At 41.6% G+C, this 13,972-nt stretch carries 18 protein-coding genes; 9 read left to right on the top strand and 9 right to left on the bottom strand.

The window, feature by feature from the left end:
- The first annotated feature begins 182 nt into the window (after window positions 1-182).
- The 4 genes from NSTC731_RS14860 to NSTC731_RS14845 all read left to right on the top strand — a co-directional run bounded on the left by NSTC731_RS14860 (window position 183) and on the right by NSTC731_RS14845 (window position 3,619).
- Window positions 183-1,001, top strand: coding sequence for a Tic22 family protein (locus NSTC731_RS14860; protein ID WP_445631471.1), 819 nt, complete (start codon window positions 183-185; stop codon window positions 999-1,001).
- A 25-nt stretch (window positions 1,002-1,026) separates the two neighbouring features.
- Window positions 1,027-1,917: a peptide chain release factor N(5)-glutamine methyltransferase gene (gene prmC, locus NSTC731_RS14855; protein ID WP_445631470.1), complete on the top strand. Its 891-nt coding sequence runs from the start codon at window positions 1,027-1,029 to the stop codon at window positions 1,915-1,917.
- A 63-nt stretch (window positions 1,918-1,980) separates the two neighbouring features.
- Window positions 1,981-2,583 carry an L-threonylcarbamoyladenylate synthase gene (locus NSTC731_RS14850; protein WP_445631469.1) on the top strand — a complete coding sequence of 201 codons (603 nt, stop codon included), beginning with the start codon at window positions 1,981-1,983 and terminating at the stop codon, window positions 2,581-2,583.
- Window positions 2,584-2,686: 103 nt separating this feature from the next.
- Window positions 2,687-3,619, top strand: coding sequence for a sensor histidine kinase (locus tag NSTC731_RS14845; RefSeq protein ID WP_445631468.1), 933 nt, complete (start codon window positions 2,687-2,689; stop codon window positions 3,617-3,619).
- A gap of 102 nt (window positions 3,620-3,721) precedes the next feature.
- Here the strand turns inward: NSTC731_RS14845 and NSTC731_RS14840 are convergent, their stop codons facing one another.
- From NSTC731_RS14840 to NSTC731_RS14820, 5 genes are all read right to left on the bottom strand, one after another.
- Window positions 3,722-4,189, bottom strand: a complete 468-nt coding sequence (locus NSTC731_RS14840) for a GNAT family N-acetyltransferase (RefSeq protein ID WP_445631467.1) — start codon at window positions 4,187-4,189, stop codon at window positions 3,722-3,724.
- A 372-nt stretch (window positions 4,190-4,561) separates the two neighbouring features.
- On the bottom strand, window positions 4,562-4,975 hold the full coding sequence (locus NSTC731_RS14835; protein ID WP_445631466.1) for a hypothetical protein: 414 nt from the start codon (window positions 4,973-4,975) through the stop codon (window positions 4,562-4,564).
- Window positions 4,976-5,047: 72 nt separating this feature from the next.
- On the bottom strand, window positions 5,048-6,037 hold the full coding sequence (gene secF / locus NSTC731_RS14830; protein WP_445631465.1) for a protein translocase subunit SecF: 990 nt from the start codon (window positions 6,035-6,037) through the stop codon (window positions 5,048-5,050).
- Window positions 6,034-7,446 (bottom strand): protein translocase subunit SecD, encoded by a 1,413-nt coding sequence (secD, locus tag NSTC731_RS14825; RefSeq protein ID WP_445631464.1) that lies wholly within the window; start codon window positions 7,444-7,446, stop codon window positions 6,034-6,036. The genes secF and secD overlap by 4 nt, the downstream gene beginning before the upstream one ends.
- Window positions 7,447-7,629: 183 nt before the next feature.
- Window positions 7,630-8,613 (bottom strand): alpha-ketoacid dehydrogenase subunit beta, encoded by a 984-nt coding sequence (locus tag NSTC731_RS14820; RefSeq protein WP_322697102.1) that lies wholly within the window; start codon window positions 8,611-8,613, stop codon window positions 7,630-7,632.
- A gap of 307 nt (window positions 8,614-8,920) precedes the next feature.
- Here NSTC731_RS14820 and NSTC731_RS14815 point away from each other — a divergent pair, with 307 nt between their 5' ends.
- The 5 genes from NSTC731_RS14815 to NSTC731_RS14795 all read left to right on the top strand — a co-directional run bounded on the left by NSTC731_RS14815 (window position 8,921) and on the right by NSTC731_RS14795 (window position 11,149).
- Window positions 8,921-9,118, top strand: a complete 198-nt coding sequence (locus NSTC731_RS14815; protein WP_445632101.1) for a DUF6888 family protein — start codon at window positions 8,921-8,923, stop codon at window positions 9,116-9,118.
- The gene (locus NSTC731_RS14810; protein WP_445631463.1) at window positions 9,115-9,327 is read left to right on the top strand and encodes a DUF6887 family protein; all 213 of its coding nucleotides are present in this window, start codon (window positions 9,115-9,117) and stop codon (window positions 9,325-9,327) included. Before NSTC731_RS14815 ends, NSTC731_RS14810 begins: the two co-directional genes overlap by 4 nt.
- A gap of 505 nt (window positions 9,328-9,832) precedes the next feature.
- On the top strand, window positions 9,833-10,102 hold the full coding sequence (locus tag NSTC731_RS14805; RefSeq protein WP_445631462.1) for an AbrB/MazE/SpoVT family DNA-binding domain-containing protein: 270 nt from the start codon (window positions 9,833-9,835) through the stop codon (window positions 10,100-10,102).
- On the top strand, window positions 10,099-10,518 hold the full coding sequence (locus NSTC731_RS14800; RefSeq protein WP_445631461.1) for a putative toxin-antitoxin system toxin component, PIN family: 420 nt from the start codon (window positions 10,099-10,101) through the stop codon (window positions 10,516-10,518). The genes NSTC731_RS14805 and NSTC731_RS14800 overlap by 4 nt, the downstream gene beginning before the upstream one ends.
- A 34-nt stretch (window positions 10,519-10,552) precedes the next feature.
- A complete protein-coding gene (locus NSTC731_RS14795; protein WP_445631460.1) occupies window positions 10,553-11,149 on the top strand; it encodes a hypothetical protein in 597 nt (198 codons plus the stop codon).
- A 51-nt stretch (window positions 11,150-11,200) separates the two neighbouring features.
- Here the strand turns inward: NSTC731_RS14795 and NSTC731_RS14790 are convergent, their stop codons facing one another.
- From NSTC731_RS14790 to NSTC731_RS14775, 4 genes are all read right to left on the bottom strand, one after another.
- Window positions 11,201-11,617: a type II toxin-antitoxin system VapC family toxin gene (locus NSTC731_RS14790; protein ID WP_445631459.1), complete on the bottom strand. Its 417-nt coding sequence runs from the start codon at window positions 11,615-11,617 to the stop codon at window positions 11,201-11,203.
- Window positions 11,614-11,880, bottom strand: a complete 267-nt coding sequence (locus tag NSTC731_RS14785; RefSeq protein ID WP_445631458.1) for a hypothetical protein — start codon at window positions 11,878-11,880, stop codon at window positions 11,614-11,616. Before NSTC731_RS14785 ends, NSTC731_RS14790 begins: the two co-directional genes overlap by 4 nt.
- Window positions 11,881-12,053: 173 nt before the next feature.
- Window positions 12,054-13,034, bottom strand: coding sequence for a porphobilinogen synthase (hemB, locus tag NSTC731_RS14780; protein WP_445631457.1), 981 nt, complete (start codon window positions 13,032-13,034; stop codon window positions 12,054-12,056).
- Between the two features lie 541 nt (window positions 13,035-13,575).
- Window positions 13,576-13,935 carry a DUF4870 domain-containing protein gene (locus tag NSTC731_RS14775; RefSeq protein WP_445631456.1) on the bottom strand — a complete coding sequence of 120 codons (360 nt, stop codon included), beginning with the start codon at window positions 13,933-13,935 and terminating at the stop codon, window positions 13,576-13,578.
- Between the last annotated feature and the right edge of the window lie 37 nt (window positions 13,936-13,972).

The following is a 13,972-nucleotide window of genomic DNA, read 5'->3' as shown; positions in this document are numbered from 1 at the left end:
AACGGCAGTCCCTCTTTCTTGGAACAACAAGACTGGGCTGCCTCACGCTTAACACTCAACCTCAACGCGCATAATGAATTTTTCAAAACTAAAATGAATTGCTATATAACTAAAGCTAGTTGGTGCTGTGCAAATCCAACCATTTGTTTAATTTAATTGGACTATTGATGCGAGGAGCAGTCATGAAATCATTTATTCGCTTAGGCGCAACATTGGGTATAGCTGGCAGTGTATTTTTAACAGGGCTTTCAGGAATAGGCAATATACCAGGAATGGGCAATCTAGAGGCGATCGCTCTGCCACAAGATCAGGTAGTGAAAAAGCTCCAAGAAGTACCAGTATTCACGCTCACCAATCCTAAAGGCGAATTCGTAGTTCTTTCGAGAAACAACGCATCCAAGCCGATCTCACAAGTGGGATTTTTTATTAGCAAGCAAGATGCTCAAAAATTCCTTGACAATCGGCTCAAAAAAGAAAATCCCCAGTTAGCAGGCACTCTACAGGTTAGACCTTTGTCTTTGGCAGACTACTATAAAATAGTCCAAGAAAGCAAAAAGAAATCAGATTCTGTGATTTATACCTTAGTTCCGACGCAACAGCAAGTAGCTTCGGCAACAAGTATGCTCAATCAAAATGGTAAAAAGGTAGAGCAATTCAATGGTATTCCCCTATTTGTACCAAAATTTAAGAAAGATAATAGCTATCTGACTATTCCCCTTGCTAAAGGTAATGAGCGATACATCCCTTTCTTTTTTGAGAAAGAACAAGCAGTGGCTCTGTTAGAGGAATTCAAAAAAGCCGTGCCAAAGGAAGGAGCCAATACTGAAATTCAGGTGGTGGATTTGTACGGTGTTATGGAGGCTCTCAATAGCAGCAGCGATCCTAGTATTAATAAAATTGTTCTGTATCCATCACGGGAGTCGATTAATTTTATTCGCTCCCTGGCGCCAAATCAATCGCCAGGTGCCAAGCCAGCTGCTGCCCCCGCTCCGAAAAAATAACGGATATGCGCTCCAAAGTTGACGTATGGGGGAGAAACATCTGATAGTCTCTGGTTTACAACTTTGGCAGTGGCGGAATGCAGCTCAAGAAGCAGCGATCGCCACTGATGTCCCACCAATGGAGGTAGATTGGTTGCTCCTCGAAGTTGCTGGATTAGACCGCTTGGCACTGCGTTTAGAGTCTTTTAAAAACTGGCCGCAAATTCAACTGCAATTGCCGCTAGAAGAGTTAGAGCATCTGTGGCAGAGGCGATTAAATGACCGCTTACCAGTGCAGTACATTGCCAAAGTTACACCTTGGCGTCAGTTTAAAATCGCGGTGTCGAGTGCAGTTTTGATTCCTAGACCAGAGACAGAGTGTTTAATCGATTTAGCTGAAGCATCTACTAGCAATACTTCAGGACATTGGGCGGATTTAGGGACTGGGAGTGGTGCGATCGCCATCGGATTAGCAGATGTCTTGCCAAAAGCCACAATTCATGCAGTTGATTACAGTTTAGAAGCTCTGGCGATCGCTCGAACCAACGCTGATAATTTGGGTTTTGCTGACCGGATTCAATTTTATCAAGGTTCTTGGTGGGAGCCACTGACATTCTTAAAAGGTCAGTTCAGTGGTATGGTGTCGAATCCCCCTTACATACCCACCAACACCTTACTGACTTTGCAACCAGAAGTCGTTAACCACGAACCACATCTGGCTTTGGATGGTGGCCTTGATGGCTTAGATTGCATTCGTCATTTGATCGAAATCTCCCCTAGTTATTTGCAATCGGGTGGCGTGTGGCTGATTGAGATGATGGCTGGACAAGCGGATGCAGTGCGAGAACTTTTACAAAATCAAGGTAGCTATTGTAAGATTCAAATTCACGCTGATTTAGCTGGAATTGAACGTTTTGCCCTGGCCTACAAAAGTTAGGAGTGATGAGTGATGAGTTATGAAATTCCTCACTCCTAACTTCTAACTCCTCATTTTGTAAATATGACCCAAGTTTCTTTAATAAATCTAATAGCTGGCGCACGTGCTGGTGTTTTGGTGAGCTTTCCGACGGATACTGTTCCGGCACTTGCAGCGATGCCAGAAAAAGCAGGATTAATTTTTGCGGCGAAACAACGCAGTCAAGACAAACCTTTGATTTTGATGGCGGGTAGTGCTGAAGATTTGTGGCCGTATGTCAAAGGTAGTGAGAATGAATATAAAGTTTGGCAAGAAGTAGCAGATAAATATTGGCCAGGAGGGCTGACATTAGTTTTGCCAGCGAGCGAACGCTTACCAAAAGTTATGAATCCCATCGATCCAACAACAATTGGGATTCGAGTACCGAACAGTGCGATCGCTCAAACTATTTTGGCACAAACAGGCCCTCTTGCCACCACTAGCGCCAATTTTTCTGGTCAGCCGCCTTTGCAAACAATGGCAGAAATTGAGACTCAGTTTCCTAAAGTTCTTACTTTAGCAACGACAGAATACCAGAGTGAAATACCAGGGATGGGTATACCTTCCACCGTTGCGAAATGGACAGGGATAAATTGGCAGATTTTGCGACAAGGTGCCATCGAGTTAGATTTATCGAGTGATAACTAAGTATAGGTAGTTATAATGTTGTTTTCGTGGTGTTAACAACAGAGAAATCTGAAACTTTAGTTGGCGCTGTTGTACTTAATTAGCAAGTTAATAATTGCCAGATATGAATTGGAGCAACTGGATATATCTAGGAGTAGGAATAGCACTAGGTATGGTTTTCCGTCAGTTATTTGGGCGATGGCTACGCCCAAAGCAGGCATCGCCTAATGTTTCATCTAGCTCATCCCCAGTAGCGCCATTAGCTCAACAGGATATGTCGCTAATATCACAACAGCTACAGCAAACGCAGCTGGCATATCTGATGGCAAAGGAAATGAGCCAGTTTAAAGCTGGTTTTTTGGCGCGGACTACCCATGAATTGCGATCGCCTTTTAATGGTTTGATTGGCTTACATCAATTAATTTTGTCAGATTTGTGTGAAAATCCAGCTGAAGAGCGAGAATTCATTGCCCAAGCTCACGAGCGAACGCTGAAGTTGCTGAAGCTAATGGATGAAATTCTCAATGTTGCTAGAACTGAACACGGCACCAATAAATTAGATATTCAGCCTAGACCCTTAGCCCAAATTTTAGAGGAGGTTCATGACTTAACTTATATGCTGGCGGCAAATCGCAATTTTCCCTTAAAATTATTACCCCCAGACTCCGAAATTTATGTTTTGACAGATTACCTCTGGCTCCGCCAATTATTGATAAGTTTAATAGACACTGCGATTACTCAAATGGAGGAAGGCAGCATTTGTATTTCCACTAGCACTCTACCTACAAACAATTTTGTAAAAATTTGGCTAGATTTACCAACTCATGCTGTACCTTTGAGTGAGCCGATTGATTTGCTCAAATTTGAAGAGCGGTTGACTCCGATTGACCACAAAAACGCTACTCTTTCCCCAGGAATGAGACTATTAATCAATCAGACTTTGGTGGAAGTTATGGGAGGAAAGTTAGAAATCTTGCCCTCGACTATTGTCAAGGAACCACTCTTGCGTACCAGAATACAAATATCTATCCCTTTAGTGAGTAGTGCTGAGTCCTGAGTAGTAAATAGGAAATCTTGCGCCTTGACTACCTTACTACAGTTCTTATACTCAGCACGGGCTAAACCCTAGCTTTCTGCTAACAGCACTCATTGCTCGGAACTATTTCGATGATTCTTGAAGCTGAATTTCTGTAGCAGCAAGGAAAGTACGGTTAGCTTGATTGTGTAGCACCATCGTAGTGGTAGTGTTGCTTTGAAAACCAATCTTTTCGTAGAAACCCTGTTGGTAAGTAGTCATCAGGTAAACTCGCTCAACCGACTTCATACGAGGATGTCTTAAAACGGTTTCTACTAAATTGCTTCCCAAACCACTATGTTGATACTCTGGATGAATCACAACATCCCAAATTGTGGCGCGATAGATGCCATCAGATGTTGCTCTGGCAAAGCCAATGAGCCGATTGCTATTCCAGACGGAAATTACTGGCTCACTGTTGGCAATAGCGATACCTAAGTCTTCAATACTGCGTCCCTTTGCCCAGAAAGCGGAAACGTTTAACAGTTCTTGGAGTTGATAAAGGTCAATTTCAGACTTGCGATCGCTAAACTTAATCTGAAGATCGTTCATGTATGGCATCCACTTTTAGCAGTATCTTTGAGCAGACATTTGATGAAATTAAATATGCATTATTCAGAAGTCTTGTAGAGACGTAGCACTACTAAGTCTTTACATTCTTTTTCAGCAGATGTCTCGTACAATGTCTAAGCTAGCTAGTAATGAAAAGTTTGTAGTAAGCACTTGAGTGCTGAGAAAATTAAAAACTAAAGTCCTGACCCAACGGGAAAGTTAGTCGCTCATGGAAGAAACCCCCATCGCCCTTGGCGTCTCCCCTTGGGAGAAGACCGCGCTAACTCACTACAAACTTGCTTACCCATCAATTTAAACTTTGATTTCAGTCATATTTTGCTATAAATTTCTGTACGTGTAGAGCAAGAAAATTTAATGACAAACCCACTTCCATAGAGGATGAGTTGCTCCCTGTTGACGTATCCGATAAACTTGTTTTTCTAAACGTTGTTTTTCCTGCGGTGGCAGTCCAAATAGAATATTCCGACTTTGCCAAACTAAAACAGCAGCAGTCATCCCCAGACAAAAAGCGAGACCGAAGGTAGAAAGTGGATGGTAGAATAATCCAAATCTCACTGCTACCCAGGTAAAATATTGTTGCCACAGAGCAATTTCTGCACGTAGACCCCACAAGGAGACAGGCGCAACAGTCAGCCATAAACAGCCCACAAACAGCCATCTGCCATATACTGTCAGCTGATGTAGCCTTTGTACTTGTTGAGCAAACGATGGGTCAGATTTCTCAAAGTCTGGGACAGTATTTAATCGTTCTTCCGGTTGATCCATAGGGGAATAAAATTGCAAGGCGTGGGTGAGCAATTAAAAATGCTTTCACCCAATTTTGAAATATACACAAGTTTAACTATCCTGGGAACTGGGAGATGTATCAATCGAATCAGCGTTGTCTAACACCTGGGATTCCCCTTGACGCTCTCGCCACCAAGTTAGAAGAGTACTGGCGATGAAAATACTCGAATAAGCCCCCATTGTGAAGCCAACAATCAAAGCCAGGGAAAAGTATTTCAGTGTTTCTCCGCCAAATAGAAAGATTGCAGATAATGTCAGTAATACGGTTAAGGTAGTGTTGATCGATCTTGTCAATGTTTGGTTAACCGCATCATCTACAATTTGGGCAATTGGCTGTTCGGGATGGATTTTCAGGGTTTCCCGAATGCGATCGTAAATTACCACTGTATCGTTGACTGAAAAACCTGTGATCGTAAGTAAAGCGACGATAAACAGGCTATCTACTTCGATGCCTGCCACCAAACCCAAAATTGAAAAAGCCCCAACTGTAATCAAGATATCGTGGAATAGGGCAACGATCGCAAACACAGCATAATCTAACTGGAAACGGAAGCTCATGTAGATAGTAATACCGATGAAGGAAACTATCAGAGCTAACATCCCAGATGTAAACAGTTCTTTTCCCAAAGTGGGGCCAACGGAATCAATCTGGTTCTTTTGTGGGTCAAAAACGCCGATTTCTTCGCTTAAAGCGTTTTGTAACTTGGTACGTTGATCGACACTCAAATCTTTTGACCGAATTAGTACACCATTTTCTGCACCATTTTCCGAGACAATTTGGATACTACTATCACCTAGTCCCTGTGATTTTGCTACTTCCCGGACAGCGTTGATATCAATTGGTTTGTCGCAGTTACCGGGTTTGGTGCAATCTCGGACAAACTGCAACCGCGTACCACCGATAAAATCTAAACCGGGGCGTAAGGGGGAACGAATATTGGGTTGTTGCCAAGAAATCACCATTGAGATGATACCAGCGATGATGATAGCAGCAGAAATACTCCACCAAAGCGATCGCGATTTATTAATACTTAGTTTCATTGAGTCACCTCTGCCTTATTCGATGCTGGCAGGTTTGGATAGAAAAGTTCTGTCTTCCGCAAAGAATTAATTGAAATTGCCAAAAATAGCAATGTCCGACTACAGGTAATTGCGGTAAACATACTCACAGCTACCCCCAAAGCTAAAGTAAGAGCAAAGCCTTTGACTAAACCAGACCCCAGCCAAAACAGGGCAGCGCAAGCAATCCATGTAGTGACGTTGCTATCTAAAATACTAGAAAATGCGCGATAAAAACCCGATTCTACAGAACGATACAGAGATTTACCCGCCCGTAATTCTTCCCGCGTCCTTTCAAAAATTAGCACGTTGGCATCAACTGCCATCCCAATGCTGAGAATAAAACCAGCAATTCCTGGCAAAGTTAGGGTAACGCCCAACAAAGCAAAGGTTGACCAAGTTAAGAGAGAGTAGATCACTAGTGATATATCCGCAATCAATCCTGGTAGTCGATAGTAAACCACCATGAATATTAATACTAAAGTCAAACCACCGACTCCAGCATAAATACTACTTTGAATGCTATCTTTACCCAAGGTTGCTCCGACTGTCCGCCTTTCTGCGATTTCTACTGGTACAGGTAATGCGCCACCGCGTAACTGCACGCCTAAGTCATTGGCTTGCTGGGCGGTAAAACGTCCTGTAATTACGGCAGAACCACCTGTAATGCCAGTAGCAGCAAATTCTATACCCACGGTGGGAGCGCTAATCAGTTCATTGTCCAGAAAAACACCAATGCTACGCCCAGTACCGGCGAGATTTTTCGTCAAATTGGCAAACAGTTCGCCACCCTTTTGGTCGAAGCGAATGGCAACATTCCAATTGTTACCTTGGGTGGGTTCACCATAGGCATCCTTGAGGTATTTGCCAATTAGCGGTGGATTAGTGCTTTCAAACAATTCTGCGATCGCTTGATTATTTTTTTGTAAGTCTTCTTGATTCTTGACAATTGCCGCTTTGTCGGTACTTTTTCTTAATTCTTCTTGCTTAAATTTCAATTCGGCTCTTGATGCTTGAAAAGCAAGTAGTTGAGTTTCTGTATTCGCCTTTTGGGTACGAAATTCTAACTGTGCTGTACCCCCTAGCACCCGTTCAGCTTGTTCTGGATCGTTGACTCCTGGTAGTTGCACCAATATTTTATCTGTACCGACTGTTTGGATTACTGGCTCAGAAACACCTAAACCATTAATCCGGCCTTCGACAACTTTCTTCACACCTTCCAATTCGCGTTCGGTGATTTTGGGGATATCCGCTGATGGTTTCACCTGAATTGTGAGCTGTGAACCTCCGCGCAAGTCCAGCCCTAGAGGTATCGGAATTGTGACAATCACCGTAATAGCGGCGATTATCAGGACTAAAATCAAAACTAATAGCGATCGCTGTCTTTGCATACCATAACTCGCAACTGACAAACGCTATAATAGCGCTCTTTTATGGAGTTATGAGCAAGTATTGGGTACTGGGGATCGGGCATTGGGCATTGGGCATGGGCAGAGGGAAAAGATTAACTGCAAGTTCTCTCTCCCCTGCTCCCCTGCTCCACTGCTCCTCTGCCTCTTCCCAGTCCTCAGTCCCTAGACTCGCAAAGCGACCATTTTTTCCACAGCTTCTACTATTTGCTCTGGTTGGATGATTGTTAGTCGTTCCAGATTGCCGTTGTAAGGTGTGGGAATATCTTGGGAAGAAAGCCGCAGTACTGGCGCATCCAATTCATCGAATAAGCGATCGTTGATTGAGGCGATGACTTCTGCTCCAATACCCGCAGTGCGCATCGATTCTTCCACAACAATGACTTTATGGGTTTTACGTATTGATGCACCAATGGTATCAAAATCTAATGGTTTGAGGGATATTAAATCGATAACTTCTGGATCGTATCCTTGTTTTTCAAGAGTTTTTAGGGCTTGCACTACATGATGGCGCATCCGGGAATAAGTAATAATTGTAACATCTTTCCCTGGACGCACAATTTCTGCTTTATCTAGGGGGAGGAGGTATTCTTCTTCTGGTAAATCTTCTTTCAAGTTGTAAAGTAAAACGTGTTCAAAGAACAACACCGGATTATCATCGCGGATAGCGGATTTCAGCAGTCCTTTAGCGTTTCTTGGTGTGGAGCAGGCAACAATCTTTAACCCTGGCACAGCTTGGAAGTAGGTTTCTAGTCGCTGAGAATGTTCTGCACCTAGCTGCCGTCCTACACCTCCAGGGCCGCGAATTACCATTGGAATTTTAAAGTTACCGCCAGAAGTATAGCGGAGCATCCCAGCGTTGTTGGATATTTGATTGAAGGCAAGCAGTAAAAAGCCCATGTTCATGCCTTCAATGATCGGACGCAACCCAGTCATTGCGGCTCCCACAGCCATCCCAGTAAAGCTATTTTCAGCAATGGGGGTATCTAGAATGCGGAGTTCGCCATATTTTTGGTACAGGTCTTTGGTAACTTTATAGGAACCGCCGTAGTGTCCAACATCTTCACCGAGAACGAATACGCTGGAGTCACGCGCCATTTCTTCATCAATGGCTTCCCGTAAGGCGTTGAAGAATAGTGTTTCTGCCATTTAGACCTTTTAGTACGATTATGGTTTTAGAATTTTATCGTGCTGCTGTCGCAAATACAGTGAGCGATCGCACTAGTTAGAGTTTAGGTTTTTTAAATAAACGGCCCCTAGCATAGAGCGAGTGATTGCCATAACTATATCAAAGCTATTTAACTTCGATTTTAGATGTTTTATGAGCGATCGCCTCTGACTCTACCAAATGCGGCTGGTTTCTCTATGTAATAAAACGTAGAGTTATGTTTAAAATATACTCAGATATTCACGATTGAAATATACTAACTTAACTTTAATCACGTTAGAGTAAAAAATTTGTTGTAGCAACAATTTAAATATCCCTACTGTAGAACAATTGAAAACGTTGTTTATCTTAAGTTTTTGGGCTACTAAAATGTATTTACCTGTGTTTTTAGTGCGAATCGATGAACGAACAAAAAATCTTGTGATTCTCGCTGGTGAAGAAAATGAAATTCTAATTTACCTAGACGGGAAGTGGAGATATGTATGAGTAAGCCAGATTTTCTGACAATGCCCCGTGTCCAATTGCGTCAATATATTCTTGACCACAGAGAAGATGATGAAGCTTTTCAAACTTATCTAGATAGATTCACCTCTGAAGACGCTGTAATCTTCCCTGCACCGCAGTCAATAGATGATTTAGAAAACTTCCCAGAATTGCATCAACAAAACCTAGAAAGACTACGAAAGCAAGCTTGAGCGATCGCAACCCTCAAACCAAATTTTAACAGCGATCGCCTCCCACTCTGGCAAAGAAGGGAATTCTCTATTTATGTACTACACACTTGACAATTTACCTATCATGTAAATAGCTAACTTCAACAAATCAACCATTTTGTAGGACACGCAAGATGCGTGTCCTACAAAATTCAAATCACCAAGGATTAATTACCAGCAGCCAACTTATCCAAGAAATCGATTTTTACAGCCAGATTGGTTATATCCCAATACGGTTCAGTTAAGGTTTTTTGATAAAAATTCTAGATCGCTAAAGATGCAATAAATCACTGTCAATACGAAAGACTGATTATTGTAAAGACGGCGATTCATCGCGTCTCTTGCCTTAACCGAACAGTATTAGGAGATAAGGAAGGAGAAAAAGGTCTACCTATAATTGTCTAAATACAAGCGATTCTTTATTTACACCCCAGCCAAATGCCATAAATAAAAGGATAAAATCGAATTAGACTCAAATATGAAAATTATGAACACAGCTATTATTGCCAAAGTAACGGCTGATGGAAAGCTAGAAATTCCTCCAGAAGTGTTAGCACAGCTTCAACCCTCTACTGAGTATGAAGTCTCGGTTACAGAAGATGAAATTGTGTTGAAAAAAATTACTAAACCGAATGTAAATTTAGATGAATTTCTGCAAGGCTTAGAAGATTTAGAACCCGATCCTAATCAACCCACGCTGGAAGAAATTAGTGAAATTGTCAAGGATGTCAGACAAGAGTTATGGTCTAACCCATGAGAGTTATCCTTGATGTAAATGTTTGGATTTCAGCTTTGTTGTGGGGAGGTGTTCCTGGTAAAACCTTGCGTTTAGCAAGAAATCAACAAATTAATATATTTGCTTCTGAATTTTTATTATTAGAACTAGAAACAACTTTAAAACGTGATAAATTTCAACTGCGACTACAACAAAGAGGTTATACGGTTGAGGATTTGATTTCTGTAGTCAAGGGTTTATCAAATGATTGTCCAACTGTCTCTGTAGATGCTCCTCAATTACACGATCCAAAAGATAATTTAGTTTTGGCTGCGGCTGTTGCGGCAAATGCTGAAGCAATTGTTACTGGTGATTTAGATTTATTGGTGTTGATAGAATTTAATGGAATTCCAATTTTAACTCCGCAAGATTTTTTAAGTCGTTATTTTTTAGATTAAGTTTTATCATTGTTGTCTGAAGGTGTCTCCTGATATGTCATATAGTGATTTTACTTTAGACAGAATTAAACAGAATTTTCAGATAAATACTATTGAGCAACCTGATATTTTTGCTAAAATATCTGAGATAGAATCCAGTGATTTATTAAAAGAAATTCTTCAATATAATCTACCTATAGCTATTGCTAGCAATAGTGAAAAAGCTCGCTCTGAGATGATTATTTCTCCAATATTACTAGATTTGAGACGACAATTAAATGACCAGATAAATTTGTTTTCTGGTGTTGAATTCAATGTCGATCCTGCACAAGGTTTAAATGGAATCTGTGATTTTATAATTACTCGTTCTCCAGAAAGACTAATTATCACTGCACCAGTCATTATTATTGTGGAAGCTAAAAAAGAAAATATTACTGCTGGTTTAGGACAATGTGTAGCCGAAATGTTAGCAGCAAGAATATTTAACGAACGAGCAGGTAATGAAAATTTGATAATTTATGGAACTGTCACCACTGGAAGTATTTGGCAATTTTTAAAATTAGAAGGGCAATCTATCCAAATAGACTTAAGTGAATATTATCTTAAAGATGTTAATAAAATTTTAGGAATCTTAGCTAGTGGTGTCCGGTGAAAAAATTACAATTAAGTAGCGTAGGCGTAGCCCGTCGTAGACATCGCATCCCTAAAACACCCGCTCAAAAGGTTTTTTCCGATAACATCGATAAATATTAAAATCACTATCTAAAGTAGCGATCGCAGCAATATCCAAACGCTCTGAAATAACAATCAAGGATAAATCTGCAAAATCCCCTGGTAAATCTCTGTACTGAGTATTCAACTCAGCAATGCGCGAAAAATCTTGTGGTAATAGTTGCTCACACTCGTAGAGTTGTTTAGCAACATCTAGAAGAAACTCGTTTTGTGTACGCCAATCAAAGTTAAGCAACCACACCACTTCTGCAATACAAATGGGCGTAGTTACCAGCCTAGAAGTACAGTTTTCAAAGAAGCGACGCACCTGTTGGTGATACCGATCTCTGGCGCTGTAGTACGCAAACAAAAACCCGCTATCCGCGAGTATAAGCGGATAATAGGTCATGAATGCCGCTTGTTGAGATATTGAGCGATCGCTTTTTTACGGTTTGAGCGTTCTGATAAATCCGTTGGTGCATCTTGTAGCAGATGTTCAGGGTGTCCACCCCGCCTCTCTACCAAAGTTTTACCCGCTTGTAAGGTTAGCCAGCGTTCAGCAATCAAGCGTCGGATTAACTCGCTCTTGTCTGTTTGCTCGTGAGCTAAAATATCGGCTAGCTGCCGTTCTGTTTCTTCATCCAGCCTGACACTGAGCATAACTTTTATCATCTTTGCAATACACGTATGACAAGTATAACGTGGATTAGTTAAATTTTGTTTGAATTTCGCACCAGCCAAACCCAAAATATAAAGAATCTCACGCCCAAACACCAAAACACAACTCTGCGTCTTCGCGCCTCTGCGTGAGATTTCCCACTAAATTAGTATTCAATATGCCTAGCCTACTTTAACCATCTCGCCGCATCTTTGGCATGATAAGTCAAAATCAAATCTGCACCAGCGCGTTTAAACCCAGTTAAAGTTTCCAAAACCACCCGTTCTTCATCAATCCAACCATTGAGAGCCGCAGCTTTCACCATTGCATACTCACCAGAAACATTGTAAGCCGCAACTGGCAAGTTACTTGCTTCTTTGACGCGCCAAATAATATCCATATATGCCAAGGCTGGCTTAACCATCAGCATATCAGCACCTTCAGCGATATCTAATTCAATCTCTTTAATCGCTTCGCGGGCGTTACCTGGGTCCATTTGATAAGTTCTTCTGTCCCCAAATTGTGGTGTCGAGTCTGCTGCATCCCGAAATGGGCCATAATAACCCGAAGCATACTTAGCAGCATAAGATAAAATCGGCGTATCTTGAAATCCGGCTTCATCCAAACCCTGACGAATTGCCTGCACAAACCCATCCATCATTCCTGAAGGCGCGATGATATCAGCACCTGCTTTTGCTTGGGAAACTGCCGTTTTCTTCAACAATTCCAAAGTTGGGTCATTTAAAACTCGTCCTGTTAAATCACCAGTTTCTAAATAACCACAATGACCGTGACTAGTATATTCACATAAACAAGTATCAGCAATTACAACCAAATCTGGCACTGCTTCTTTTACCGCCGTCGCCGCTTTTTGGACAATACCGCAATCATGCCAAGCGCCAGTGGCATCCACATCTTTATCAGCCGGAATACCAAATAGAATAATCGAAGGAATTCCTAAGTCGTAAATTTCTTTTGCTTCTTCAATAATTTTATCTACCGAAAGTTGGTAGACTCCGGGCATGGATTTCACTTCATTAGCGATTGCCTCACCCGGTACAGCAAATAGTGGGTAAATTAAATCGCTTGTTGTTAAAACAGTTTCACGAACCATCCGGCGCAGTTGAGGATGAGTACGCAGACGACGGGGGCGATGTATAGGAAACATAAAATTTTATCAAGAAAAACAACCCAAATAGACACAAAACAAAGCGTCACAAAAGCAGGCTAAAATTTTCCTGCCGTCAGACAGACTACAAACAGTGCTTAACCGTCCTTGGCCCTACTCTTAATCAAGTTGTAGGGCAATTTTGTATTCTACAGCTTGGTTGCACCTATCCGACGGACTGGAAAAAAAACAACATTATGAAGAAATTCAAAATTTAAAATGATAAGACTGTCTGTTGGCAAAATTGTGGGGAATTGAGGGTTGAGATTTAAAAGCAAAGGGGAGGCAGCGCGGTCTTCTCCCATTCGTGAGAGGCTAGCGCCTTTCCTTTGGAACGCTACGCGAACGCAAAGCGTCTCGTAGAAAAGGGGGTTTCCTCCATGAGTGACTGCCGACGCAAAGGTAAACGCAGAGGCACGCAGAGAATTCGCTACAAATTAATGAAATGTTGTAATTGATAACAAATAATTTACAATGCCCAATGCCCAATACTTCGACTACGCTCAGTACAAGTGCCCAATGCCCATACCCATAATCTATGCTAAAAAACTCGGAAAATATAAGGATAACGGAAGGGTATATCAGGATTGTTGAAAACTCTAATGAGCGCCCAAATTGTTAATCCCCAATGTAATAGATATCCCAGACCGGCTAGTGGCCCCAGCAATAATAGAGGTAATACTAACCAACCGAATAGAAAAAACAGCGCTCCCAGAATTGCACCATAAAACCAGACATTAAAGTGGAAATTGATGGATTCTTTGGCGTTTTCTTTAACAACAGGATCGTCAGATACGAGCAGTATGGCGATAGGTATGCCTACAGATACCAATGTTGTGCTGAAAAAAATCGCTCCATGAGACAAGGCAGATAGAAGCTTTCGCTTGTCTGTGTCGTACATTGCTTTCTCCTATTTAGTCAGATTGTTGGTTATACTA

The organism is Nostoc sp. DSM 114167 (genome assembly GCF_052692655.1).
This window is presented reverse-complemented; position numbering and strand designations above follow the sequence as displayed.